Annotated in this window: 23 protein-coding genes; 12 read left to right on the top strand and 11 right to left on the bottom strand. The window is 71.8% G+C overall.

What is annotated here, in order from left to right:
- Positions 1 to 15 precede the first annotated feature (15 nt).
- Complete coding sequence (locus QRX50_RS40455) at positions 16 to 1533, top strand: long-chain-fatty-acid--CoA ligase (RefSeq protein WP_285968357.1); 1518 nt, start codon at positions 16 to 18, stop codon at positions 1531 to 1533.
- 37 nt (positions 1534 to 1570) lie between these two features.
- Here the strand turns inward: QRX50_RS40455 and QRX50_RS40450 are convergent, their stop codons facing one another.
- Together QRX50_RS40450 and QRX50_RS40445 are read right to left on the bottom strand one after the other, a co-directional pair.
- Complete coding sequence (locus tag QRX50_RS40450; RefSeq protein ID WP_285968356.1) at positions 1571 to 3163, bottom strand: cytochrome c biogenesis protein DipZ; 1593 nt, start codon at positions 3161 to 3163, stop codon at positions 1571 to 1573.
- A 129-nt stretch (positions 3164 to 3292) separates the two neighbouring features.
- Entirely contained in the window at positions 3293 to 3865 is a 573-nt protein-coding gene (locus QRX50_RS40445; RefSeq protein WP_285968355.1) for a CGNR zinc finger domain-containing protein, read from the bottom strand.
- Between the two features lie 298 nt (positions 3866 to 4163).
- Here QRX50_RS40445 and QRX50_RS40440 point away from each other — a divergent pair, with 298 nt between their 5' ends.
- The 9 genes from QRX50_RS40440 (at position 4164) to QRX50_RS40405 (ending at position 10672) form a co-directional block, all read left to right on the top strand.
- A complete protein-coding gene (locus QRX50_RS40440) occupies positions 4164 to 4625 on the top strand; it encodes a mycothiol transferase (RefSeq protein ID WP_285968354.1) in 462 nt (153 codons plus the stop codon).
- Between the two features lie 44 nt (positions 4626 to 4669).
- Positions 4670 to 5104 carry an Ohr family peroxiredoxin gene (locus QRX50_RS40435; protein WP_285968353.1) on the top strand — a complete coding sequence of 145 codons (435 nt, stop codon included), beginning with the start codon at positions 4670 to 4672 and terminating at the stop codon, positions 5102 to 5104.
- Positions 5105 to 5133: 29 nt separating this feature from the next.
- Entirely contained in the window at positions 5134 to 5496 is a 363-nt protein-coding gene (locus QRX50_RS50135; protein ID WP_353074050.1) for an alpha/beta fold hydrolase, read from the top strand.
- Positions 5497 to 5531: 35 nt separating this feature from the next.
- On the top strand, positions 5532 to 6143 hold the full coding sequence (locus tag QRX50_RS50130) for an alpha/beta hydrolase (RefSeq protein ID WP_353074049.1): 612 nt from the start codon (positions 5532 to 5534) through the stop codon (positions 6141 to 6143).
- 56 nt (positions 6144 to 6199) lie between these two features.
- Positions 6200 to 7216 carry a GlxA family transcriptional regulator gene (locus QRX50_RS40425; RefSeq protein WP_285968352.1) on the top strand — a complete coding sequence of 339 codons (1017 nt, stop codon included), beginning with the start codon at positions 6200 to 6202 and terminating at the stop codon, positions 7214 to 7216.
- Between the two features lie 111 nt (positions 7217 to 7327).
- Positions 7328 to 7633: a putative quinol monooxygenase gene (locus QRX50_RS40420; RefSeq protein ID WP_285968351.1), complete on the top strand. Its 306-nt coding sequence runs from the start codon at positions 7328 to 7330 to the stop codon at positions 7631 to 7633.
- A gap of 37 nt (positions 7634 to 7670) precedes the next feature.
- Complete coding sequence (locus tag QRX50_RS40415; RefSeq protein ID WP_285968350.1) at positions 7671 to 8606, top strand: polysaccharide deacetylase family protein; 936 nt, start codon at positions 7671 to 7673, stop codon at positions 8604 to 8606.
- A gap of 92 nt (positions 8607 to 8698) precedes the next feature.
- Positions 8699 to 9556, top strand: coding sequence for an alpha/beta fold hydrolase (locus tag QRX50_RS40410; protein ID WP_285968349.1), 858 nt, complete (start codon positions 8699 to 8701; stop codon positions 9554 to 9556).
- 141 nt (positions 9557 to 9697) lie between these two features.
- Positions 9698 to 10672, top strand: coding sequence for a zinc-dependent alcohol dehydrogenase family protein (locus QRX50_RS40405; protein ID WP_285968348.1), 975 nt, complete (start codon positions 9698 to 9700; stop codon positions 10670 to 10672).
- Positions 10673 to 10739: 67 nt separating this feature from the next.
- Here the strand turns inward: QRX50_RS40405 and hpnH are convergent, their stop codons facing one another.
- The 7 genes from hpnH to hpnC are packed head-to-tail and all read right to left on the bottom strand — an operon-like array spanning position 10740 to position 19255.
- Positions 10740 to 11741 (bottom strand): adenosyl-hopene transferase HpnH, encoded by a 1002-nt coding sequence (gene hpnH, locus QRX50_RS40400; protein ID WP_285968347.1) that lies wholly within the window; start codon positions 11739 to 11741, stop codon positions 10740 to 10742.
- A 3-nt stretch (positions 11742 to 11744) separates the two neighbouring features.
- The gene (ispH, locus tag QRX50_RS40395) at positions 11745 to 13211 is read right to left on the bottom strand and encodes a 4-hydroxy-3-methylbut-2-enyl diphosphate reductase (protein ID WP_285968346.1); all 1467 of its coding nucleotides are present in this window, start codon (positions 13209 to 13211) and stop codon (positions 11745 to 11747) included.
- Positions 13208 to 15130: a squalene--hopene cyclase gene (gene shc / locus QRX50_RS40390; protein ID WP_285968345.1), complete on the bottom strand. Its 1923-nt coding sequence runs from the start codon at positions 15128 to 15130 to the stop codon at positions 13208 to 13210. Before shc ends, ispH begins: the two co-directional genes overlap by 4 nt.
- A complete protein-coding gene (locus QRX50_RS40385; RefSeq protein WP_285968344.1) occupies positions 15131 to 16180 on the bottom strand; it encodes a polyprenyl synthetase family protein in 1050 nt (349 codons plus the stop codon).
- Positions 16177 to 17529 carry a hydroxysqualene dehydroxylase HpnE gene (gene hpnE, locus QRX50_RS40380; protein ID WP_285968343.1) on the bottom strand — a complete coding sequence of 451 codons (1353 nt, stop codon included), beginning with the start codon at positions 17527 to 17529 and terminating at the stop codon, positions 16177 to 16179. The genes QRX50_RS40385 and hpnE overlap by 4 nt, the downstream gene beginning before the upstream one ends.
- A complete protein-coding gene (gene hpnD, locus QRX50_RS40375) occupies positions 17526 to 18383 on the bottom strand; it encodes a presqualene diphosphate synthase HpnD (protein ID WP_285968342.1) in 858 nt (285 codons plus the stop codon). Before hpnD ends, hpnE begins: the two co-directional genes overlap by 4 nt.
- Positions 18380 to 19255: a squalene synthase HpnC gene (gene hpnC, locus QRX50_RS40370; protein ID WP_285968341.1), complete on the bottom strand. Its 876-nt coding sequence runs from the start codon at positions 19253 to 19255 to the stop codon at positions 18380 to 18382. The genes hpnD and hpnC overlap by 4 nt, the downstream gene beginning before the upstream one ends.
- Positions 19256 to 19409: 154 nt before the next feature.
- On the opposite strand from hpnC, the gene QRX50_RS40365 reads away from it, so the two are divergent.
- The gene (locus tag QRX50_RS40365) at positions 19410 to 20606 is read left to right on the top strand and encodes a PucR family transcriptional regulator (RefSeq protein WP_285968340.1); all 1197 of its coding nucleotides are present in this window, start codon (positions 19410 to 19412) and stop codon (positions 20604 to 20606) included.
- 142 nt (positions 20607 to 20748) lie between these two features.
- Here the strand turns inward: QRX50_RS40365 and QRX50_RS40360 are convergent, their stop codons facing one another.
- Together QRX50_RS40360 and QRX50_RS40355 are read right to left on the bottom strand one after the other, a co-directional pair.
- Positions 20749 to 21507 carry an SDR family NAD(P)-dependent oxidoreductase gene (locus tag QRX50_RS40360; RefSeq protein ID WP_285968339.1) on the bottom strand — a complete coding sequence of 253 codons (759 nt, stop codon included), beginning with the start codon at positions 21505 to 21507 and terminating at the stop codon, positions 20749 to 20751.
- A complete protein-coding gene (locus tag QRX50_RS40355; RefSeq protein WP_353074048.1) occupies positions 21507 to 22160 on the bottom strand; it encodes a VC0807 family protein in 654 nt (217 codons plus the stop codon). Before QRX50_RS40355 ends, QRX50_RS40360 begins: the two co-directional genes overlap by 1 nt.
- A gap of 117 nt (positions 22161 to 22277) precedes the next feature.
- Here QRX50_RS40355 and QRX50_RS40350 point away from each other — a divergent pair, with 117 nt between their 5' ends.
- Positions 22278 to 23246 (top strand): DMT family transporter, encoded by a 969-nt coding sequence (locus QRX50_RS40350; protein ID WP_285968337.1) that lies wholly within the window; start codon positions 22278 to 22280, stop codon positions 23244 to 23246.
- Positions 23247 to 23248 lie beyond the last annotated feature (2 nt).

Below are 23248 nucleotides of genomic sequence, written 5' to 3'. Positions count from 1 at the left end.
AGGTTCGGAGGTAGCGTGAGCTTCAACCTGGCCACGATCTTGCACGAGTCCGCGCTCGCCCAGCCGGAAAAGGACTTTCTGCGTTTTCCGGGTGGAATCCACTCCTACGCCGCGGTGGACGAGGCCTCCGGCCGGGTCGCGACGGCGTTGCGTGCGCGGGGTTTCGCACCGGGCGACAAAATCGCCGTGCAACTGGCCAACGTCCCCGAGTTCGTGTTCGCCTATTTCGGGATCCTCAAGGCCGGGCTCACCATGGTGCCGCTGAACCCGCTGCTCAAAGCCGACGAGATCGCCTACCACCTGGCCGACTCCGACGCGCGGCTGCTCATCGCCGGCACGGCGCTGGCCGGTGAGGTCGCGAAGGCGCTGGCCGAGGTGCCGGAGGTGGCCGCGGTCGTCGTGGGCGGTCTGGCCGGGTGGCCCGCCGGCGCGGTCGAGTTCGCCGAGCTGCTCGACGCCGAGGACGACGGCGACCTGTACCCGGGCGCCGCCGATGACACCGCCGTGCTGCTGTACACGAGTGGCACCACCGGACGTCCGAAAGGCGCCGAGCTGTCGCATTTCTCGCTGTACATGACGTGCACGATCGGCGGCCAGACCTTCGGCACGGAACCCGAGGACGTGGTGCTCGCCGTGCTGCCGTTCTTCCACGTCTACGGCCTGTCCAGCATCCTCAACTCCGCGGCCCGCCACGCGCGCACGGTGTCGGTGGTCCGGCGGTTCGAGCCGAAGGCGGTGCTGGAGGCCATCGAGCGCGACCGCGTGACGATCATGGCCGGCGTGCCGACGATGTACCACGCGCTGGCCGTCGCCGACAGCTCCGCGTACGACACGAGCAGCCTGCGCATCGGCAGCTCCGGCGGCGCCGCGATCCCGGAGCAGGTACTGCTGGCGTTCGAGGCAAAGTACGGCATCCCCGTGCTGGAGGGCTACGGCCTGTCCGAGTCCGCGTCGACGACCACGGTGAACCCGGGCGCCGCGAACCGCAAGGTGCTCTCCATCGGCAAGCCGATCTGGGGTGTGCAGCTGCGTATCGTCGACGCGCAGGACCGGCCGCTGCCGCCCGGCGCGGACCAGGTGGGCGAGATCGTGCTGCGCGGGCACAACATCACGAAGGGCTACTACAAGCGGCCCGCCGAAACCGCCGAAGCCTTCCGGGGCGGGTGGTTCCACACCGGCGACCTGGGTTACGTCGACGAGGACGGGTTCGTGTTCGTCGTGGACCGCAAGAAGGACCTCGTGATCCGGGGCGGGTACAACGTGTACCCGCGTGAGGTGGAGGAGCTCCTCTACCGGCACCCGGCCGTCGCGGAGGCCGCGGTGATCGGCGAGCCGGACGAACGGCTGGGTGAGGAGATCGTCGCGGTGGTGTCCCTGAAGGCGGGCGCTTCGGCGGAGCCGGAGGAGATCGTGGCGTGGGCGAAGGAACGGATCGCCGCCTACAAGTATCCGCGCCGGGTGCGGATCGTCGCCGAGCTGCCGAAGGGGCCGACAGGGAAGATCACGAAGCTGCCGTTGCGGGGGCAGGGATAGTCCACTGTGGCCGGTCGGCTGGGTCGGCTCGGACAGCTCAGCCGAACGTGAAGTCGTACGCCTGAAGGCCCGGCGTGAGCGACAGCGTCAACGTCGAATGTCGCGCCGCCGGGCCGGAAACCAGCGTGTAGAGCTTCGGCACGCCCGAGGCCGCCACTGTCGTGCGGGTGCCGTCGACCTCGACGGTGAGGGTGCCCGTGCCGGCGAGGACGAGATGGACGGCGCGGGCGCGGAAGTCCAGGCGCAGGCGCGCGGACGGGCCCGCGGTGAGGTATTCGCCGGACGCGGTCCAGGTGCCGTCCAGGGCGAAGGTGTCGGAGGCGACGGCGGCGGGGAAGCGCAGCGTGCGGGTCCGACCGGGTGGGGGCTGGTCGCCGGTGATGTCGAGGGGCGCGTTGGCCGGGCCGAGATAGGTCTCCGGCGTGGTGGCTTCCACCGGGGCCCGGTCGGGGACGTCGGTGGGCGGCGGCAGCGGACCGGCGCCGGCGTCGGTGAGGAGGCCGCGGATCTGCTGCTCGGTGTCCGTGTAGCCGCCTTCGCCGAAGTGGGAACCGCGGACCTGGCCTGACGCGTCGACGAGGTAAGAGGCCGGCCAGTACTGGTTGCCGTAGGCGGTCCAGGTGGCGTAGTCGTTGTCGATCGCCACGGGGTAATCGACGCCGAGGGCCTTGACCTGGGCGGCGACGTTGGCGGGCTCGTGCTCGAACGCGAACTCCGGCGTGTGCACCCCGAGTACCACGAGCCCTGAACCGCGGTAGGTGCGGTACCAGCTTTCGTAGTGCGGCAGGGCACGCAGGCAGTTCACGCAGCTGTAGGTCCAGAAGGTGACGAGCACGACCTTCCCGTGCCGGCTCGCGATCGTCAGCGGCTGCCCGCCCGGGGTGTTGAGCCACGCGGTGATGCCCGTGGGCTCAGGCGCGGCGGTGAGCCCGTGCAGGCTCGCGGCCGTGGAAGTGCCGGCCTCGAACGACCGCTGCAGTGCCGCGGTGTAGTCCGGCACGGCGCGCTGCAGGCCGGCGGTGAGGTCGAACGCCGTGGCCGCCGCCACGGCCAGCAGCGCGACGCCGGCGGTCACGCGGATCGCCCGGGCGCGGGCGCGCAGGTACCGGACGCGGCGGGTCAGCGCGTCGCCGGCCAGGGCGAGCGCGAGCAGCGGGACCCCGGCCCCGACGCCGAACGCCGCCGTGAGCACCAGCGCGCCGAACCCGATCCGGTGCGTCGCGCCGAGCACGGCGATGGTCGCGAGTACCGGGCCCGCGCACGGCACGTAGACCAGGCCGAGGGCGAGGCCGACCGTGAACCCGCCCGCGTCCGGGTCGGCCGCGCGTCCGCGGAGCCGTGCGAACGGCCGTTCCAGCAGCGCGCCGACGCGCCGCGAGACCAGGCCGAGCCCGAGCAGGGCGAGGACCACGATCCCGGCGTCGCGCAGCAGGTCCTGCGGCAGGTGGAACGCGCTGAGCATGAGTGAGCCGAACAGCGTCGCGAGGCTGAAGCTCACCACGAGGCCGGCCACCACGCGCACAGGCCGGCGAGACCCGGCCGTGAGGAGGACGGGCAGCACCGGCAGCACACACGGCGAAATGCTCGTGACCGCACCTGCGAGCAGACCGGCGAGCACAAGAGTGAGCATGATTTCTCCCCGGGGACGAATTGCTCGCAGCCTAGCGGCTATTCGTAACCGTTCAGAGTGGTTATGACTTCGAAAAAGGCCGGTGAAGGCGGAGTGTCTTCACCGGCCTGGTCGTCGGAGGGGAGCGGGTCAGCCGACCTGCCGCGACGGGGACAGCGGCGGGTTGCCGCGCTGGCGCGCCCGGTAGGCGGCGGCCTTCATCTTGTTCCCGCAGGTCGCCATGGCGCACCACTCGCGCCGCGACCCGCGGGACCGGTCGAGGTAGACCTGGGTGCACTCGGGCCGGCCGCACTCCTTGAGCAGGTCGGCGTCCGGTCCGCCGAGGATCTCCACGGCCTCGCGGGCCACCGACGACAGTGCCTGCCCGGGGGTGGCCTCCAGTCGGCGGCCCTCGGGTGACAGCTGCGGCACGGTCGAGGGGTGCGCGGCGAACTCGTTGACCACGTCCATCGCCCGCAGGTCGGGCTCGTGGTGGGTCAGCCGCGCCGCGACCAGTGCGTAGATCGCCTCACGCAGTTCGATCGCGGCGGTCACGTCCTGCGCCCGGCTGCCCGGGCCGGTGTCGGTGACCCCGGACTCGCGGAACCACGCGTCGAGGTTGCGCGGTGAACCGAGCTTCTCCAGGGGCTCGGCGTTGCGCCGGGCGCGCAGGGTCCCGACGAAGTCGAGTGCCGGGTTCCCGCAGGGGAAGGCGTGTTCCATCGCACCAGTCTGACAGGTGACGAAAAAGAGCGCAACAATTGCTAACCGGTAAAAGTAATTTGACTGGAATATGTGGCGAAAATTCGTAACCGTGTTGACTGGTGATGAATGAGCGTGCGAGAGTTTCGGCATCGCCACCGGGGCCCCGTGGAAACCGCGGTCGGCGGCCCCCGTCCGGAAAGGTCTCACCTTCGATGGATCCGACTGTCTCGCTCTTGCTCGTCCTGCGGAACCTGCTCGTCACCATGGGTGCGCTCACCGGCACCCCGGTGCCCGGTTTCGGGCCAGGGGAGTACCTGTGATCACCACTGGCCAGTACCTGCACGTCGTCACCCGGGCCCTGACCGGCATGGCCGCGATCGTCGAGCAGCTCGGCGACGACCTGGCCAACACCCGGCTCGAGCTGCCCGGCGCCAACACGCCGTACGCGGTGCTCAACCACTGCCTCGGCGCCACGGCCTACTGGGCCGGCGAGGTCGTCTCCGGCCGCGCCGGCCATCGCGACCGCGACGCCGAGTTCACTGCCGCCGGCCCCGTCGCGCCGCTGCTCGACCGCGTGCGCAAGACCGTGCGGCAGCTCGGGAAAGACGTGCCCCGCGCGGACCCGCACGCGACCGTGCCCGCCACGCTGGCCGGGCTCGGCGACCCGCTCGAGGCCGGCGGCGCGCTGCTGCACCTGTGCGCCGACCTCCTCCAGCACCACGGCCAGCTCGAAATCCTGCGCGACGTCCTGCTCGCGCAAGCCCGGATCCCCGCCTGACCCCCGAAGTTCTCCCGAAATTCTGTCGAGAAAGGACAGTTGCCATGACTGAAACCACCTACACCGCGGTCGTCACCGCCACCGGCGAGGGCCGCAACGGAGGCCGTGCCACCGCCGCCGACGGTTCGCTCGACGTCACGCTCGCCATCCCGAAGGAGCTCGGCGGCAACGGCGGCGCGACCAACCCGGAGCAGCTGCTCGGCGCCGGGTGGGCCTCGTGTTTCCTCGGCGCGGTGAAAATCGTTGCCGCGCAGAAGAAGGTGAAGCTCGCCGACCTCGCCGTGGTCGCCGACATCACCCTGCACAATGAAACGGCCGACTTCTGGTTCAGCGCCGCCCTGCACCTCGAAGTGTCCGGTGTGGACCAGGCGACCGCCGAAGAGCTGGGCCACGCCGCGCACCAGATCTGCCCTTACTCGAAGGCGACCCGCGGAAACGTCGAGGTCACCGTAGACGCCACTGTCGCGACCGTAGCCTGACGGTGCGCCCGACCGACGAGGAGCACACCATGATCTCCCGGCGGGCGTTCGGGAAGGCCGTGGGAGCGGGGGCGGTCGTCGCCTCCCTCCCGGCCTTCTCCGCGGAGGCCGCGGCCACCCCGGCCGTGGTCTCCGGGCTGGGCCCGGTCCGCCACGTGCGCACCGACCTGCTCGACCTCGCCTACCACGAGGTCGGGCCGGCCCGCGGCGACGTGGTGCTGCTCGGCCACGGCTGGCCCTACAGCCCGCACGCCTACGCCGAGGTCGCGCCCGCTCTGGCGCGCCGCGGCTTCCGCGTGCTCGTGCCCTACCTGCGCGGCCACGGCGCCACCCGCTTCCGCGACGCCGCGACGATGCGCTCCGGCCAGCAGGCCGCGCTCGGCGCGACCTGATCGCGTTCCTCGACGCGCTCGGCGTCGAGATCGCGGTGTTCGGCGGCTACGACTGGGGCGGGCGCGCCCTCGACGTCGCCGCGGCGCTGTGGCCGAAGCGGTGCCGCGCGCTGGTGTCGGTGAGCAGCTACCTGATCCAGAACCTGGACCCGGCCGTGCTCGCGTCCTCCCCGGACGCGCCCGGCACCGAATCGGCGCACTGGTACTTCTACTTCTTCTTGACCGAGCGCGGCCGCACCGCGCTGACGCGTTCCCGGCGTGACCTGGCGGAAGTGGTGTGGCGGCGCAACTCGCCGCAGTGGCCCTTCACGAGCGCCGACCTCGACATCGCGGCCGCCGCGATGGACAATCCGGACTACGTGGACGTGGTCATCCACAACTACCGCGTGCGCCAGGGCGCGGCGCCGGGCGATCCTCGCTACGCCGCCCTCGAAGCGCGGCTGCTGGCGCAGCCACCGATCACGGTGCCGGCGGTGACGCTCGACGGGCTCGCCGACGGCAGCTTCCCGGCGACCGACGGCGCGGCGTCGGCGAACCACTTCACCGGCCCGCGCGTGCACCACCGCGTGCCCGGCGCGGGGCACAACCTGCCCCAGGAGCAGCCACGCGCGTTCGTGGCCGCCGTGCTCGAAGCGGTCCGGCTGTGACCCCGCTCGGCGGCGGGGCCCCGGTCTCCTGGGCACCCGCCGGATCAGGAGCAGTGATGCACCCCGCCAAGACGCCCGTCACCTCGCGCGGCCGCGCCAAGCACGTGATCGCGGTGCTGGTCGTGCCCGATTCCGTGGCGCTGGAGGTCACGGTGGTGCACCAGGTGTTCGGCCCGCGGATGGCGGCGATCGCCGAACTGACCGGCGACGTCGGCAGCGCGTACGAGGTGGTGCTCTGCGGCGAGGAGCCGCGCCAGGTGCTGCCTTCGGGCGTGGACTTCGGGGAGCTCGCGCCGCTGGAGACCTTGCTGACGGCCGACACGGTGATGGTGCCGGGTGTCGAGAATCCGCTGGCGGAGCGGCCGCGATCCGTGGTGCGGGCGTTGCGGGGCGCGGCGGAGGCCGGCGCGCGCATGGTGTCGTTCTGCGGGGGCGCGTTCCTGCTGGCGCGCGCCGGGCTGCTGGACGGGCGCCGGGCGACCACGCACTGGTTGTTCACCGAGGAGTTCTGCCGGGAGTTCCCGCAGGTCAAGCTGGATCCGGGCTGCCTGTACGTGGACGACGGCGGGGTGCACACGTCGGGCGGGATCTTCTCGGCGACGGACCTCGCCTTGCACCTGCTGGCCGAGGACCTGGGCCAGGCCTACGCCGGCGACGTCGGCCGGCTGCTGGTGACGGCGCCGCGGCGCCCGGGTGCGCAGGCGCAGTTCGTGAAGGACTCGATCCGGATCGCGGGGGAGCCGGCGCTCGGATCGTTCCTGGCGTGGCTGCGGGAGCACCTGCACGAGCCGTTGACGCTGGCCGGGCTGGCGTCGCAGGTGCACCTGAGCGAGCGGAGCCTGGTGCGCAAGTTCCGCCGGGCCACGGGGATGACGGTGTTCGACTGGATCAACCGCGAGCGCGTGGCGGCCGCCAAGGTGCTGCTGGAGACGACGGATCACCGGATCTCGGAGATCGCCGCGATGGTGGGGTTCGGGTCCGCGGAGACGCTGCGCCGCCACTTCGAACGCCAGGTCGGCACCACGGCGGGCAGCTACCGGGCCACCTTTCGCGCCACTCCGGCCGCGTCGTGACGAACCCGGCGCCGGGTGAGGCCCGATCCGGCGGGATCCGAGCGTCCTGCACGCTTCCCGCCGGTTAGCGTCGGACAGCCGGGCCACGGTGGCCCGGGTGAGGAGGAAACCATGCCGGCGTACGGATTTTTCGTCGAGTTCGAAGCGAAGCCCGGGAAGGAGGACGACGTGGCCCAGTTCCTCGTCGACGCCAAGTCCCTTGTGGACGCCGAACCGGGCACGCTGGCCTGGTTCGGTTTCCGCCTCGGGCCGTCGTCGTTCCGGATCTTCGACGCGTTCGAGACGGAGGAGGACCGCGAAGCCCACCTTCAGGGCGAGGTGCGCAGGCAGATCGAGCTGCGCGGCGACGAGCTGTTCGCCGTGCCGCCGACGATCACGCCGGTGGGCGTGCTGGCCGCGAAGCTCCCGCCGCACTGACCCTGCCGGGATGCGGCGGCCGTGCCACGCTGGGTTCGTGCCCGAACCCCGTGACCCGGCCGCAGCGCCGCCGCGTGACTTCGTCGGCTACGGCCGGTACCCGCCCCGGGTGCGCTGGCCCGGCGACGCCAAGGTCGTGGTGAACATCGTCGTGAACTACGAGGAGGGCGCCGAGTACTCGATCCCCGACGGCGACGGCCGCAACGACGGCTGGGGCGAGTACGCCTACGAGGTCGGTCCCGAGGTGCGTGATCTCGGCACCGAGACGCACTACGAGTTCGGCAGCCGCGTCGGCATCTGGCGGCTGGCGCGGATCTTCGACCGCTACGCGGTGCCGGTGAGCGTCGGTGCGTGCGCGGTCGCTCTCGAGCGCAACCCGGCCGTCGCGGAGTGGATCCGCGAACGCGGCCACGACGTGATCGGCCACGGCTACCGCTGGCTCGACTACGCGCGCATGCCCGTCGACGAGGAGCGCGACCACCTGCACCGCGCGATCGAGTCGCTGGAGCGGACGACGGGGCAGCGGCCGCGCGGGTGGTACGTGCGGTCGTTCCCGAGCGAGCACACGCTCGACCTGCTCGTGGCGGAAGGCGGATTCCTCTACGATTCGGATCCGTGCAACGACGAGCTGCCGTACTTTTCGGAGCGCGGGCTGCTGATCGTGCCGTATTCCAAGGTGTACAACGACACCCGCTACCTGCTGAGCCCGACCTACGGCTCGCCGGCGCAGTTCTTCGAAAGCCTGCGGCTCGCGCTCGACTACATGTGCGAGGAAGCCGACGACGGCTTCGGGGCGCGGATGATGACCGTGGGGCTGCACCCGCGGTGGAGCGGACAGGCCGGGCGCGCGGCGGCCGTGCGGGATTTCGTCCGGTATGCCACGGAGCAGCCGGGTGTCCGCTTCCTGCGGCGGCTCGACATCGCGCAGTGGTGGGTGGACCACCACCGGGACTGGGAGCCGATCGGGCCGTGACTGCCGGGCGGTGGCTGCCGGGCCGTGAGTGTGGGGCCGGGAGTGTCGGGCCGGGAGTGTCCACAGTGGTCCGCAGTCGTTACGGTGTCCTCATGGTGGGTGACGCGAGGACGGTGTCGGTGGCGGTCGAGGGCGGGGCGCTGGCCGTGGAGGTGGTGGCCGCGGCTTCGGCGCCGGTGCTCGCCGTGCACGGGGTGACGAGCAACCGCCGGCTGTGGAACTGGCTGCGGGCCGAGGCACCGGATCTGTCGCTGGTGATGCCGGACCTGCGGGGGCGTGCGGGCAGCTTCGCGGTGAGTGGCCCGTCTTCGTTGCGGCAGCACGCTTCCGACCTGGTGCGCGTGCTCGACGCGCTGGGTCACCCGGTGGTCGACGTGTGCGGGATGTCCCTGGGCGGGTTCGTGGCGGTCGAGCTCGCCACGCGCTGGCCGGACCGCGTGCGCGGGCTCGTGCTGGTCGACGGCGGGCTCCCGATGGCCGTGCCCCCGGGCCTCACCCCTGAGACGGTGCCCGCCGCGTTCGCGCCGCAGCTGGAGCGCGTCTCGCGGCGCTGGGCGGACGTCGACGAGTACTTGGCCTATTTCACGCGCGCCAACCCCTTGCTCGACGCCGCCGACCCGCTCCTGCGCGACTGCCTCGACCACGACCTCTCCGACGGTCGCGTGTTCCTCAGCCGCGAAGCCGTCCTGGCCGATGCGACCGACGTGTTCTTCGGCGAGCCGCGCTGGCGGGAGATCGCCGTGCCGACCGAGCTGGTGTGCGCGGAGTGGAGCTCGGGGCCAGGCACGCCGCCCGCGTACAGCGACGAAGCCCTGGTCGGGTTCCGCGCCGCCCTGCCCACTCTGCGCCGCCCCCGGCGCATCGCCGGCGCCGACCACGCGGCCACGATCATGACCCACTCGGGCGCGGCCGTCGTCGGTGCGGCGCTGCACGATCTGTTGACCCGATAGAGCCGTGCGCCGGTTGGTTGTGTCTGCCGCACTTGACAACTATGACAGGTGTCATAGTCTTCTCGGGTGACCGATCCCCGGGTGGTCCGCGGGTTCGCACTGATCCGTTCCTTCTGCCGACTTCCCGAGAGGACTGCCCCGATGGCCCGTCTCCTGCTGACCGAGTTCGGCGACCCCGCCACCTCCGTCCGGCTCGACGACGCCCCGGCTCCGGCGCCCGGGCCGGACGACGTCGTGGTCGAGATGCTCGCCGCCCCGCTCAACCCCGCGGACTTCCTGCTGGTGCGCGGTCTTTACGGCGTCCGTCCGGCGTTGCCCGCGACCCTTGGCGCGGAGGGCGTGGGCCGGGTCGTCGAGGGCGACGCCGAACTGGTGGGCAAGCGTGTGCTGATCCTGCCGACGATGGAACAGGGCCTGTGGGCGGACAAAGTGGTGCTCCCGCGGCGGACCGTGCTGCCGATCCGCGAGGACGCCGACGTCCTGCAGCTGTCCATGCTCGCCGTCAACCCCGCGACGGCCTACCAGCTGCTCCGCCTGCACGGCCGGCTCGAGCCGGGTTCGTGGATCGCCCAGACGGCCGCGAACTCCGCCATGGGCCGCTACCTCATCACCCTCGCCCGGCGCGCCGGCCTGCGCACCCTGAACGTCGTCCGCCGCCCCGAGGCCGCCCCCGAAGTCCTCACCGCGGGTGGCGACCAGGCCGTGGTCTCCGACGGCAACCTCCGCGCCTCCCTCGAATCGGCCCTCGCCGGCGAGCAGCTCTCCCTCATCCTCGACGCCACCGGCGGCCCGGTCATCAAGGACCTCACCCGCTCCCTCAAGAACGGCGGCACCGTCGTCACCTACGCCTTCCCCGAAGGCGCCCCACGGATCTCGCCGGCGGACGTGGTCTTCCGCGGGATTTCGCTGACGGGCTTCTGGCTGATGAACTGGCTCCGCACCGCCCCGGCCGCCGAGGTGACCACCTTGTACTCCGACCTCGCCGACCTCGTGGCCACCGGCGAACTCACCGCGCCGGTCGAGGCGACCTACCGGCTGGAGGACTACGAGGGCGCCTTCGCCCACTCCCTGACGCCCGGCCGCCGGGGGAAGATCCTCTTCACCTTCGGAGAGTGAAGGTCGGCAGCTTCCAGAAGAAAGCCGCGAGTCCCGAAGGACCCGCGGCTTTCGCCGGCACCAAACCTCAGTGCCCCACAGCCGCGCGCACCGACTCCTTCAGTGAACCCAGCGTGGCGATCACCGCGGTCGGCTCGTAACCACAATGCGCCATGCAGTTGTCGCACCGCGGGTCTTTGCCGCGGCCGAAGGCGTCCCAGTCGGTTTCCTCGATGAGTTCCTTGTAGGTCTTCGCGTAGCCGTCGTCGAGGAGGTAGCACGGGCGCTGCCAGCCGAGCAACGAATACGACGGGATGCCCCACGGCGTGCACTCGAGGTCGCGCTTGCCTTCGAGGAAGTCGAGGAACACCGGCGAGTGGTTGAGGCGCCAGCGTTTGCGGTTGCCGCCGCCGAAGGCTTTCGCGAAGAGCTCGCGGGTCTGGTTCACGCCGAGCCAGTGGTCCTGGTCCGGTGCCTTCTCGTAGGCGTACGCGGGCGAGATCTGCATGTTGTCGACACCCAGGTCGTTGAGGTAGTCGAGCACGTTGATCACGTCCTGCGAGGTGTCCCCGTTGAAGAACGTCGTGTTCGTCATCACCCGGAAGCCCTTTTCCTTGGCGAGCTTGATCGCCTCGACGGCCGCGGCGAACCCGCCCTCCTTGCGCACCGACGCGTCGTGGCGCTCCTCGAGGCCGTCGATGTGCACCATCCACGCGAAGTTGTGGTGGGGCTTGAACTTGTGGATGTGCTTGTGCAGCAACAGGGCGTTGGTGCAGAGGAACACGATCTTGCGGCGGTCGAGCAGCTGCTGCACGATCTCGTCGATCTTCGGGTGCATCAGCGGCTCACCGCCGGCGATGGACACCATCGGCGCGCCGCTCTCCTCGATAGCACCCACGGCCTGCTCCACCGGCATCCGCTGCTTGAGCAAGGTGTGCGGTTGCTCGATCTTGCCGCAGCCGGCGCACTTGAGGTTGCAAGCGAACAGCGGCTCAAGCTCCACCAGCAGCGGGAACTTTTCCTTGCGCAGCAGCTTCTGCTTCATCAGATAACCGCCCAGTCGCACGGACTGACGCAACGGCATGGCCATGGCTCAGAGCACCTCCCGAGGTAGGGTGAAAGTGATTTCTTCGTCCGTCAGCCGGCTTTCGGCGACGGTGACCGGCCCGAGTCCGCGCAGGCCCGCCACGACCTCGTCCACGAGGTGCGGCGGCGCCGAGGCGCCCGCGGTGAGGCCGATCCGGCCCGCGCTCGCCAGGCGGCGCAGGTCGATGTCCGAAACTCCGTCGACCAGCACGGCCGGCGTTCCCTCGCGCTCGGCGACTTCCACGAGCCGGCGCGAGTTGGACGAGTTGGCCGAGCCCACCACCAGTACGAGGTCGACCTCGCGCGCGATCGCCCGCAGCGCCTGCTGCCGGTTGGTGGTGGCGTAACAGATGTCGTCCTTGCGCGGCGCGGACAACGCGGGGAACCGCTCGCGCAGCACGGACGCGATCTCCTCGGCCTCGTCGAGCGCCAGCGTGGTCTGCATGGTGTAGGCGACGGCTCCGGTGGCCTGCACGGTGCGGGCCGCCGCGACGTCCTCCACCACCACGACCGAACCGGGCGCCTCCCCGACGGTCCCTTCCACTTCTTCGTGCTCGGCGTGCCCGATGAGGAACACCGTGTCGCCGCGCCCGCTGTAGCGGCGCACCTCGTTGTGCACCTTGGTCACCAGCGGGCACGTCGCGTCGATCACCGACAGGCCGCGCTCCGCCGCGTCGCGCCGCACCGCCGGGGTCACGCCGTGGGCGGCGAACACGAGCGTCGCACCCTCCGGCACTTCCTCGACCTCGTCGACGAACACCGCGCCGCGCTTCTGCAGCTGCCGCACCACGTGGGTGTTGTGCACGATCTGGCGCCGCACGTACACCGGCGCGCCGTGCTTGGCCAGCGCGCGGTCCACGATGTCGATCGCCCGCTCCACGCCGGCGCAGAAGGACCGCGGGCTCGCCATCACCAGCTGCCGCGGCCCGGTCGCCGCCGCCCACGCCGTGAGCGCCGGTACCGCCGCCCGCAGGCTGCGCAGCCCCGCCAGGCCGTGGGAAACCGTGCCGGGCCAGACCAGCGGCGCACCGACTGTGTCCGCAATGGACCTAACGACGGCGAACGGCTGCCCGGCAGCGGCCAGCCGGTGCGACTCCATGTCGACAGCCAGTGCGCCCGAGGAGGCCAGCGTGGCGCGTTCCCGTTCCCCCACCACGTGGTCGACGCCGAGTACCGGTCCGAGGTGGACCGTCAAACCGAGCCGTCGCAACGCGCCGGCCAGCAGGGGAGCGGACGGCACCTCGACCACGCCGTCCGGCCCACGCACCTCGTCGGCCACCACCACGTCACCCGGCCGCACGTGCGCCGCGAGCCCACCGCCGATCCCGGCGACGAGACGAGGTCCCTCCGGCAACCGGGCCGCGGTGGCCGCCGCCCGCCGCGGGCCCAGGCCCGTGCGCACCACCGGCAGGCCGGCGGCGCGCAAGGCGGCCCGCTCGATCCGCAGCGGCGCGCACAGCACGGCCGGTCTCACGAGTCGCTCCGCACGTACCGGCCCAGCGCCGACAGCGGGAACACCACGCGGTAGAGGTGGTATGACAGGTAGAAGTCGCCGGGGAAGCCGGTGCCGGTGTGGAAGTCCTCGTCCCAGCCGCCGTCTTCGCGCTGCTGCTCACACAGCCACGCCACGCCCTGGGTCGTCGCGGCCGCGTTCTGCTCGCCGGCGGCGAGCAGCGCGAGCAGCGACCACGCGGTCTGCGACGGCGTCGACTCGCCGCGGCCCGACCACTTGCCCGGGTCGTCGTAGGAGCGCAAGTCCTCGCCCCAGCCCCCGTCCGGGTTCTGGTGCTCGGTCAGGTACCGCACGGCGCGGCGGATCCGGACGTCGGACGCGGGAACGCCGGCCAGGACCAGCGCGGGCACGACCGCGCCCGTGCCGTAGACGTAGTTCGCGCCCCACCGGCCGAACCACGAACCGTCGGCCTCCTGGTTGTCCAGCAGCCACTTCACGCCGCGGCGGCATTCGATCGTGTGCGCCTTGCCCTCGGCCGCCAGCATCTCCACGACGTGCGCGGTGACGTCCGCCGACGGCGGGTCGATCACGGCGCCGAAGTCGCAGAACGGCAGCTTCGTGGCGAGCACCTGCGTGTTGTCCGCGTCGAACGCGCCCCACCCGCCGTCGCTGGACTGCATGCCTTCGAGCCACTTCACGCTGCGGTCGATCGCCCCGCGGATGCGCAGGTGGTCCGGCCGGCCCATGCGCCGCAACGCCAGCACGACCTCGGCGGTGTCGTCGGTGTCGGGGTAACCGTCGTTGGCGAACTCGAACGCGAACCCGCCGGGCGCGAGCGACGGGCGGCGCACCGTCCAGTCGCCCGGCACAGTGATCTCCTCGCCCAGCATCCACTCCGTCGCGCGCACCAGCGTCTCGTCGCCGGGGGAGACGCCCGCGTCGAGCAGCGCGGTCATCGCGAGCGCGGTGTCCCACACCGGCGACTGGCACGCTTCGAGCCGGCGGACCCAGCCCTGCTCGGTCTCCTCGCGGATGGCGAAGTCCTCGAGACCTTCGAGCCCGGCCTTGAGCGCGGGGTGGTCGAGCGGGTAGCCCAGCAGGTGCAGCGCGAGGATCGAGTACACCCACGGCGGCTGGATGCCGCCCCACGAACCGTCGGACTCCTGGCGCGCGAGGATCCACTCGGCGGCCTGGCGCATCGCGACCTTGCGCACCGGGTTGAACGGCAGCTTCGCGTACGTGTGCAGTGCGGTGTCGAGGTTCTGGAACACCCCGTCCCACGACCACGGCGCCGCGGACTTCTTCGGGGTCTTGCCGACGCGCAGCTCGGCGACGTCGAACGGCAGCCGCCGCTTCGGCCGCAGTGTGCCGACGATCGTGAGCGGCACGATCGTCTGGCGCGCCCAGCACGCGAAGTCGTAGACGTTGAGCGGAAACCACGGCGGCAGGAAAATCAGCTCGGGCGGCAGGTTGGGCAGGTCGTCCCACGACCACTGCCCGAACATCGCGAGCCAGATCCGTGTGAACACGCGGGTGCTCTCCAGGCCGCCGTTCGCGCGGATCCAGCCGGCCGCCTCGACGAGCCACGGTGCGTCGGCCGGGTCACCCGTCAGCCGCAGGGCGACCCACGCCTCCACCGTGGTCGACAGGTCCGCCGGGCCGCCGGGAAAGTTGGCCCACGTGCCGTCGTCGCGCTGCTGTGAACGGATCCAGCGAGCCGACTCCTGCTTCTGCTGCTCGGTGAGGATGCCGAGGAACTGGCGCAGCAGCAGGTCTTCGGCGTCCATCGTGACGTTGGTTGCGAGCTCGCCCTTCCACCAGCCCGCCGCGTGCTGCTCGCCGCGCAGGAACTCGACGCCGGCGGCGAGGGCTTCTTCCGGAGTACGCGATCGTTCGCGCGGGGTGTCCGAAGTGGACGTCCCGGGGACGGTCTGCGTCATTCACGCCTCCCTGTGCACGATGAAACGGGCGATGTCGATGAGCTCTTCGCGCGGCCCGGACGGGATCGCCGACAGCGCGCGCTCGGCCGTCGCGACGCGGCGGGCGGCCTCGGCCGTGGCCCACTCGCGGCCGCCGGCCGATTCCACGAGCGCGGCGACTCGCGCCAGCTCGGCCTCGTCGGCCGCACCGCCGGTTTCCTCGCCCGCGAGCCACTCCGCGAGCTCGCGGCCCTTCGCGCCGCCGTGGGTGACCGCATAGGTGACGGGCAGCGACTTCTTGCGCGCCCGCAGGTCGGAGTACACGGGCTTGCCGGTCACGGCCGCGTCGCCCCAGATGCCGAGGACGTCGTCCACGAGCTGGAACGCCAACCCGACCTCCTCGCCGAACACTGCGAGGGCGTCGACGGTCTCGGCGGGCGCGCCGGCGAGCACGGCGCCGATCGCGGCGCTGCCGGACAGCAGCGCGCCGGTCTTGCCGCCGGCCATGGAGAGGCACTCGGGCAGCGTCACGTCGTCGCGCTGTTCGAACTGGACGTCGAGCACCTGGCCGTGGATGAGCCGGCGCGTGGTCTCCGACAGCAGCCGCGCGGCGGGGATCGCGTGCGGGGAACCGCTGTCCAGCACCACTTCCTGCGCGAGCGCGAGCATCGCGTCGCCGGTCAGGATGGCCGCCGGCGCGCCCCACAGCGCCCAGACGGTGGGGCGGTGGCGGCGTTCGGTGTCGCCGTCCATGAGGTCGTCGTGGACGAGCGAGAAGTTGTGCACCAGTTCGACGGCGACCGCTCCGGGCACGCCGGTCTCGGCGGGCGCGCCGGCGGCCAGCGCCGAGAGCACCGCGAGCGCCGGCCGCACGGCCTTGCCGCCGTTGCCGCTCACCGGCGTGCCGTCGGCTTCGGTCCAGCCGAGGTGGTACGCACTGATGGCGCGGCTGGTCTCGTCCAGCCGGCCGACGGCTTCGCGCAGCGCCGGCTGCACCGTGTCACGGGTGCGGCCGAGTGCGGCCGGCACCGCAGGGGCCGCCTCGGCGGCGGGTCGCATGGTGGCGGTCATGCTCCGACTCCCTCCTTCTCCTCGTGCACGTTCTTCTCGAGAAGGGCGGTCGCCGCGGCCGCACCGCTGCGGGCGGCGCCCTCCATCGTCGCGGGCCAGCCGGTGGCGGTCCACGCCCCGGCCAGGTAGAGCCCTCGCGCGGACGTCTCCGCGGCCGGGCGCAGCGACGCCGTGCCCGGGCCGGGCCGGAACGTCGCGTGCCGTTCCCGCGTCACGAAGAAATCCAGCACCTGCGCGCCGCGCGCTTCGGGCAGCAGCCCCGTGAGCTCCGGCAACAGGCGCTCGCGCAACGTCGCCGTCGGCAGGTCGATCAGGTCGTCGGCGGCCGAGAGCGACATCGCCAGGTACTGCCCGGACGCCAGGCCCGACTGGCGCGTGCGGTCGAAGACCCACTGCACCGGCGTGCGCACACCAGCCACGAACGGCTCGTCCAGCACGCGCCGGTCGAGTACCACGTGGACGTTCACGATGGGCGAGCTACCGAGCCCGCCCGACCAGCCGTGCGGCAGCGGGATCGCGCCCGGCGGCGCGAGTTTCTCCGTGACGGGCGGGGGAGCGGCGAGCACGACCTGGCCGAACGTGGCCTCGCCGTCGTCGGTGCGCACGCGCCAGCCGCCGGCCGTCTCCTCGATGGCGCGCACCTTCGTGCCGGTCCGCACGTCGGCGCCGGCCGTGGTGAGCGCTTCGAGCGCCGCGTCGCCGTGAAGCTCGCGCAACGGCACGAGCGACCAGCCGATGTCGGCCGCGGCCGGGTCGGTGAGCAGGCCCTCCTGGAACACCGTGGCGGCCAGGGAAAGCGATGCTTCGTCGGCCGTCGCGTTGAGCGTCGCGACCCCGACGAGGTCCCACAGCGCCTCGATCGCGGCTGCGCTCTGTCCGTGGCGGCGCAGCCATTCACCGAACGACTGCCGGTCCGTGCGGTCGTCGGTGGGGTCCACGCGGCGCAAGGCCAGCGCTGCCAACGCGAAGCGCGCGCGGTCCAGCGGGCGCAGCGGGTCGTAGCGCAGCAGGGACGCGGCCAGGTGCAGCGGCGCGGGCAGGTCGCCGCGGCGCAGCCACGTCGACTCCGTGGAGCCCGGAGTGCGGATCGGGATCTCCAGGCGCGGCTGCAACGTCACGCGGTCGGCGACGCCGAGGCGGTCGAGCAAAGCGAGGTACGCGGTGCAGCAGCGCAGGAACACGTGCTGGCCGTTGTCCACGTGCAGCTCGCCGCGCGTGAACGAGTGCGTGAGCCCACCCAGGTGCGGCCGCGCCTCGAACAGCGTCACCGGGCGCCCTGCGTCGGCGCAGCGTAGCGCGGTGGCGATGCCCGCGAGTCCGCCACCGACGACGGCGACTTCGGCTGTCATCGGCCGATCCCCGTGAGCGCCCGCACGGCGACCACCGCCTTTTCCCGGCCGGACAAGGAAAGCCTGCGGTCGAACACGAGCGAGGGTTGTTCGTCGATGCGGTCGAGCAGCGTGCGGTAGATCCCGGACATCGCCGCGCAGCACGCGGCGCTGCGGCGGTCGAGCGAGGGCACGAGCTTGAGACCGCGGGCGTACCAGTCGCGGGCGCGCGCGGCGCTGAAGTGGACCAGCGCGGTCAGCCCGCCACCGTCGTCGGCCAGCCGGCCGTCCTCGCCGACCTTCAGCTCCACCCCGAACTTGTCGAGGTCCTCCTTGGGCAGGTACACGCGCCCGTTGAGGAGGTCTTCGCGGATGTCGCGCAGGATGTTGGTCTGCTGCAACGCGATCCCGAGCTCGTCGGCGTACGTCGGTGCCTCGGGCTCGGGCTTGCTCCCGAACACCCCGAGGCACAGCCGCCCGACCGAACCGGCGACGCAGCGGCAGTACTCCACGAGGTCCTCGAACCGCACGTACTCGCGGCCGGTCACGTCCATCTCCACGCCGTCGAGCAGCTCCTCGAACGCGCCGAGCGGGATCGGGTAGCGCCGGGCCGCGTCGGCGACCGCGACGTACACCGGGTCGGTGCTCGCGGACAGGTCACCGAGCGACTTGCGGATGTCGGCCAGGCCCTGCAGCTTCGCCTCGGGTGGCAGGTCGCCGTCGCCGATGTCGTCGACGATCCGGGCCAGCGCGTAGACCGCGCACAACGCCGAGCGCTTGTCGGGCGGCAGCAGCCGGATCCCGTAGTAGAAGTTGCGCGCCTGCTCCTTCGTGACCAGCGCGCAGTGCTCGTAGGCCTCTTCGACTGTGCTCATCCCGACCGCCTCCCCGTCCTGGGCACACCCACCTGCAGCCACACGAGCCACGCCAGCACATCCGCTTTGCCCGGCTTGGCCTGCGTGGCGAGCACGTCTCCGTTCGTCTCCCGCAGTGCGTCGACGGTCGCCAGCCCGCCGGCCACGAACCCGCTCACGGCCAGCCGGCCCCAGCCGTGAAGGAGCCCGACCAGACCAGCGCCGCTGCCCAGAAGGGCCGCGGCGCGGTCGATCTCGAAGCGCATCAGCTCTCTCAGCCGGCGCGACGCCCGCGCCGCGCCCAGCTCGTCCTCGGTGACGCCGTAGGCCGTGAGGTCTTCCTGCGGCAGGTAGATCCGGCCGTTGCCGTGGTCCTCGGCCACGTCCTGCCAGTGCTCCAGCAGCTGCAGCGCGGTGCACACGCGGTCCGAGAGCTCCTCGGCCTCGGGGTCGTGCACGTCGAACAGCCGCAGCACGATCCGGCCCACCGGGTCGGCCGACAGCCGGCAGTACGCGCGCAGGTCTTCGTACGTCGCGTACCGCGTCACGTGCTGGTCCTGCAGGTTGGCCTCGACCAGCCGGCGGAACGGTTCGAGCTCCACCCGCCCCGCGCGCATCGCCGGCACGAGGCCGCGGATCACGGGGTCGGTGGGCTCGGCGCCGTCGAAGGCGGCCGAGAGCTCGTCGCCGAACGCCTTGAGCAGCGCGATGCGGTCGCCGTCGGCTTCGTCACCGAGGTCGTCGATCGTGCGCGCGACGGCGTAGACGGCCTGCAGATCCGACCGCAGCCGCCGGGGCAGCACGCGGAGCGCGACCGGGAAGTTCTCCGCGCTCCGCTTCTCTCGCAGACCGTCCGCGTCCGCTGCGTGACCGTCAGGTGAAGTCGATCTCATCGAACACAGTCTGACTCGCACTTATGGGCGGCTTCTGCAATCGGAAGAAGAATTTTGCTGGCTTCGACTTGGCACGAGCGGACAAAGTGGGGTCAGGATAAGGCGGACCGAACCCGTAGACCTGCTACCTGCTACGGAAGGACAAGCTGCGCACATGGGATCAGACCAGGTGACCCGTCTGGGTGAGCTGGAGACCGTCGTGACCAGGCGACTCCCAGCCATCCTGAACGAGGTTCGTGATCAGCTCGTCGAGCAGCACCCCGACTACGCTGCGTTCCTCACCGAAGAGCTGGCGGAGATCGTGACGGCCAGCGCCGGGTTCGTGCGCCGGCTCATCAACCTCGCCGAACAGCCGGACGAGGACCTGCCCGAGCTGGGTTCGGGCGTCGAACAAGTGGTGTTCGAAGAGATCGGGCGGACGCAGTACCGCCAGGGCCGGCGCGTGACGAGCCTGCTGTCGGCCTACCGCGTGGGCGCGCGGGTCGCGTGGCGCCACGTGTCGGAGGCCGCGCTGGACCTCGAGGTGCCCGCGGAGCTGTTCGCTTCGCTCGCCACCACGGTGTTCGCGCTGGTGGACCAGCTGTCGGAGTCGTCGCTCAAGGGCTACCTGCAGGAGCAGTCCGACGCCGTGCGCATGCGCGAGCGGCTGCGCGACGAGCTGACCGAGCTGCTGCTCTCCGACCGCGCCGACGGGGCGGCGGTGCAGGCCGCGGCGCTGCGGGCGGAGTGGCGGCTGCCGCGGTCGGCCGCGGTGGTGCTGGTGGAGGACGAGAACCAGCTGGGCCGCGAGCTCGTGGCTCGCCTCGACGACACGTGCCTGCGGCTGCGCCGGCCGGGCCAGCTCGTGACGATCGTGCCGGACCCGGGCGGCCCGGGCCGGCGCGCGTGGCTGGCGCGGGCGCTGCGCGGCGGCGGCGCCGTGGTCGGCGCGACCGTGCCCGTCGACCGGCTGCCCGCGAGCCTGCGGATCGCCGAGGTGACGGCCCGGCTGCGCCGCGACCGCCTGCTGTCCGATGACCCCGTGTTCGCCGACGAGCACCTCGACGCGATCATCGTGCACCGCGACGACCGTCTGCTGGAGGTCCTGCGCAAGCGGGCGCTGGCCCCGCTGGACGACCTCAACGACTCGTCGCGAGACCGCCTGCAGACCACGCTCCGCTCGTGGCTACTGCACCTCGGCGACCGCAAGGCCGTGGCCGAGGACCTGCACATCCACCCGCAGACGGTGTCCTACCGCCTCGGCCGCCTGCACGAGCTGTTCGGGCCCGCGCTCGACGACCCGGACGCGCGCGCGACGCTGCTGCTGGCCCTGGCCTGGGGTCCGCCGGGAGGGCAGTCCGACCTGGAATGACGTGCGCGGTGCCACACGGCGTACGCGGAATAAGTGTTGCCCTCAGAATGGTTAGCAGGGCTAAGTTTGTTGACGGCGGGGAGACACTGCTGTCATGACCCGGAGGCAGGGAGGTGCCGTGCTCGGTCTGCGCGGGAAGCGGTCAGCTTTCGGCGCCGAACCGCATCGCGAGCGCGCGGTACGCGCCGGGCACCGCGCCACGCAGCGCGACCGGCACGCGCAGCCAGCGGGGCACGTAGTAGTCGCCGGGCCGGTGCGTCGCGCGGACGACCGCGGCGGCCACGCGCTGCGCCGACACCGGCCGTGGGGTCGTTCGGGTGTAGGGGCGGCCGCGGCGCTCGAAGAACGCGGTGCGCACCACGCCGGGCACCACCACACCGACGTCGACACCGGTGCCGTGCAGCTCGAAGCGGAGGCTGTCGGCGAACGCGTCGAGCCCGGACTTGGTCGCCGCGTACACGGCTTCGCCCGCGACGCCGGTGCGCCCGGCGATCGACGTCACGAACACGATCCGGCCGTGGCCGCGCGCCAGCATGCCGGGCAGCAGCGCGCGGGTGAGCTCGAGCGGCGCGGTCAGGTTCACCGCGACCAGCCGCGCGAGGAGTTCAGGGGAGAGCTCGGTCAGGGGACCGGCCCAGCCGAGGCCCGCGTTGTTCACGAGCGTGTCGACGCGGCCGGTGACGGCCAGCGCGCGCTCGGCGAGTTTGCCCGCGGCTTCGGGGTCCGCGAGGTCGGCTTCGAGGGCGGTGCCGCCGGTTTGCGCGGCGAGTGCGGCCAGGCGCTCGCGATCGCGTCCGTGCAGCAGGACGTGGGTTCCGGCGGCCGCGAGCAGCCGCGCGGTGGCCTCGCCGATACCCGAGGAAGCGCCGGTGACCAGCGCGGTGCCGCGGGGAGCGGGCATCAGACGGAGGTGAGCGCCGGCTTGCGCGAGGCCATCCGCAGCACGATGCCCTCCGAGCGCAGCGAGCGCCGGAACCACAGCAGCGAGCCGACGATCGCCAGCGCGACCAGGCTGTACGAGCCCGCGGTGCTGACCATGAGGAAGTTGCCGACGGTCGCCTTCGCGAGCATCACCAGCGTCACGGAACCGTTCACGGCGAACACCAGCGCCCACAGCACCGACACGCGCTGGAAGAAGCGCCGCATGCCGGGGTGGCCCGACAGCGTGTCCGGGAACGAGCAGAAGTCACCGGCCAGCCGCGCGAGCAGCGGTTTGTTGAGCGGCGCGGACACGAGGAACAGGCTGGCGATAACGAAGTTCTGTAGGGTCGGCTGCAGGAAATACAGGAAGGCACTGCCGGTGGCCAGGCCCAATGCGGTCCGGGCGATCAGCAGCGCGGAGGTGAGCCACAGCACCGCGGGGACGGGCTTGCGCAGCACCAGGCGCGTCACGATGACGACGACCGACCAGCACAGCGCGGCGATGACCCCGCTGTCGAAGCTGACCAGAGTCAGAAGGAGGTAGAAGAGGCCGGCAGGAACGAGCGTGGACTCCAGCAGATGCCGACCCCCGCCCACGACCAGGTTGCGGAACGAGGGGAGGTCGATCGTCATGTGGTGTCGCATGCGTGTCAGGTACCTCCGGGTGCGGCGTGACCATCCCCCGCACGGCCCACGAATTTTTCAACAGCATAGGCACGGCGGATGGGAATGGTGTGAGGTGAGTATTCCATGAGTGTCACGGGGGTGTCGCTTTTCGTGGCCGTCCCTGCCGCGGTGCTGGGCGCGGCGTGCATGGGGATCGCCAGCGCCGCCCAGGCAAAGGCGGCCAAAGAGGTCGAGCCGGCGAACCCGCTCGATCTCACGTTGTTCAGGCGCCTCGTCGGGCGACCATTGTGGCTCATCGGCATCGTGGCGACCGTGCTGGGGTTGGGGCTGCAGCTCGTCGCGCTCGCGTTCGGGCCGTTGCTGCTGGTCCAGCCCCTGCTCATCACGTCGCTGATCTTCGCCGGGTTCGTGTTCGCACGGCTGGAGCGGAGAGGACCCGACCGGGTGATGAGCGCCGGCACGGCGCTGTGTGTCGTCGGGCTCGCGGTGTTCCTGGTGATCGCGCGCCCCAGCGGCAACAGCGACGTGCTCGTCACCGGGACCACGCTGCTCCCGCTCGGCATCACGCTGGCCGTGGTGACCATCGCGGGCCTCGCGCTCGCCGCGCTCAGCCACTCCGGCTCCGGGCGCGTGCTCGGGCTCGCCGTGGCCACGGGCGTGCTCTACGGCCTGACCGCCGGCCTGATGAAGGTCGTCGCCGGCCAGTTCCGCCAAGGGCTGGACGAACCGTTCAAGCACTGGACGCTCTACATCGTCTGCGTGGTGGGCCCGCTCGGGTTCCTGCTCAGCCAGAACACCTTCCAGCAGGGCCGCTACCTCACGCCGGCGCTGGCGGTGATCACGGCGCTCGACCCGCTCGTGGGGGTCGCGATCGGGCTGTCCTGGATGGGGGAGACCGCCAACGGCACGCCGTGGGGGCTCGCGGGCGAGGCGTTCGCCGGTGCCGTGATCGTGGTCGGCATCGCGATGCTCTCGACGCGCGCGGCCCACCTGGACGTGGCCGCGATCGAGGAAGAACACGAACACGCCGAGGCCGAGCACGCCGGGTCGGACTCCGACGACGGGTACGGTCTGGCCGGGTCCGCCTGTTAGGC

It is taken from the genome of Amycolatopsis sp. 2-15 (genome assembly GCF_030285625.1).
GTDB lineage: Bacteria > Actinomycetota > Actinomycetes > Mycobacteriales > Pseudonocardiaceae > Amycolatopsis > Amycolatopsis carbonis.
Note: the sequence above shows the minus strand (reverse complement) of the source record. Positions and strands in the feature narration are given on the sequence as shown.

Coding starts and splice junctions, on each gene's coding strand:
- QRX50_RS40450 (WP_285968356.1), bottom strand. CDS start 3,163: ATGCTCACTCTTGTGCTCGCCGGTCTGCTCGCAGGTGCGGTCACGAGC.
- QRX50_RS40360 (WP_285968339.1), bottom strand. CDS start 21,507: ATGCCCGCTCCCCGCGGCACCGCGCTGGTCACCGGCGCTTCCTCGGGT.
- hpnE (WP_285968343.1), bottom strand. CDS start 17,529: ATGACAGCCGAAGTCGCCGTCGTCGGTGGCGGACTCGCGGGCATCGCC.
- QRX50_RS40385 (WP_285968344.1), bottom strand. CDS start 16,180: ATGACCGCCACCATGCGACCCGCCGCCGAGGCGGCCCCTGCGGTGCCG.
- hpnD (WP_285968342.1), bottom strand. CDS start 18,383: ATGAGCACAGTCGAAGAGGCCTACGAGCACTGCGCGCTGGTCACGAAG.
- hpnH (WP_285968347.1), bottom strand. CDS start 11,741: ATGGCCATGCCGTTGCGTCAGTCCGTGCGACTGGGCGGTTATCTGATG.
- QRX50_RS40445 (WP_285968355.1), bottom strand. CDS start 3,865: ATGGAACACGCCTTCCCCTGCGGGAACCCGGCACTCGACTTCGTCGGG.
- QRX50_RS40410 (WP_285968349.1), top strand. CDS start 8,699: ATGGTGGGTGACGCGAGGACGGTGTCGGTGGCGGTCGAGGGCGGGGCG.
- QRX50_RS50135 (WP_353074050.1), top strand. CDS start 5,134: ATGATCTCCCGGCGGGCGTTCGGGAAGGCCGTGGGAGCGGGGGCGGTC.
- QRX50_RS40435 (WP_285968353.1), top strand. CDS start 4,670: ATGACTGAAACCACCTACACCGCGGTCGTCACCGCCACCGGCGAGGGC.
- QRX50_RS40355 (WP_353074048.1), bottom strand. CDS start 22,160: ATGACGATCGACCTCCCCTCGTTCCGCAACCTGGTCGTGGGCGGGGGT.
- QRX50_RS40420 (WP_285968351.1), top strand. CDS start 7,328: ATGCCGGCGTACGGATTTTTCGTCGAGTTCGAAGCGAAGCCCGGGAAG.
- QRX50_RS40405 (WP_285968348.1), top strand. CDS start 9,698: ATGGCCCGTCTCCTGCTGACCGAGTTCGGCGACCCCGCCACCTCCGTC.
- QRX50_RS40365 (WP_285968340.1), top strand. CDS start 19,410: ATGGGATCAGACCAGGTGACCCGTCTGGGTGAGCTGGAGACCGTCGTG.
- QRX50_RS40425 (WP_285968352.1), top strand. CDS start 6,200: ATGCACCCCGCCAAGACGCCCGTCACCTCGCGCGGCCGCGCCAAGCAC.
- shc (WP_285968345.1), bottom strand. CDS start 15,130: ATGACGCAGACCGTCCCCGGGACGTCCACTTCGGACACCCCGCGCGAA.
- QRX50_RS40350 (WP_285968337.1), top strand. CDS start 22,278: ATGAGTGTCACGGGGGTGTCGCTTTTCGTGGCCGTCCCTGCCGCGGTG.
- hpnC (WP_285968341.1), bottom strand. CDS start 19,255: ATGAGATCGACTTCACCTGACGGTCACGCAGCGGACGCGGACGGTCTG.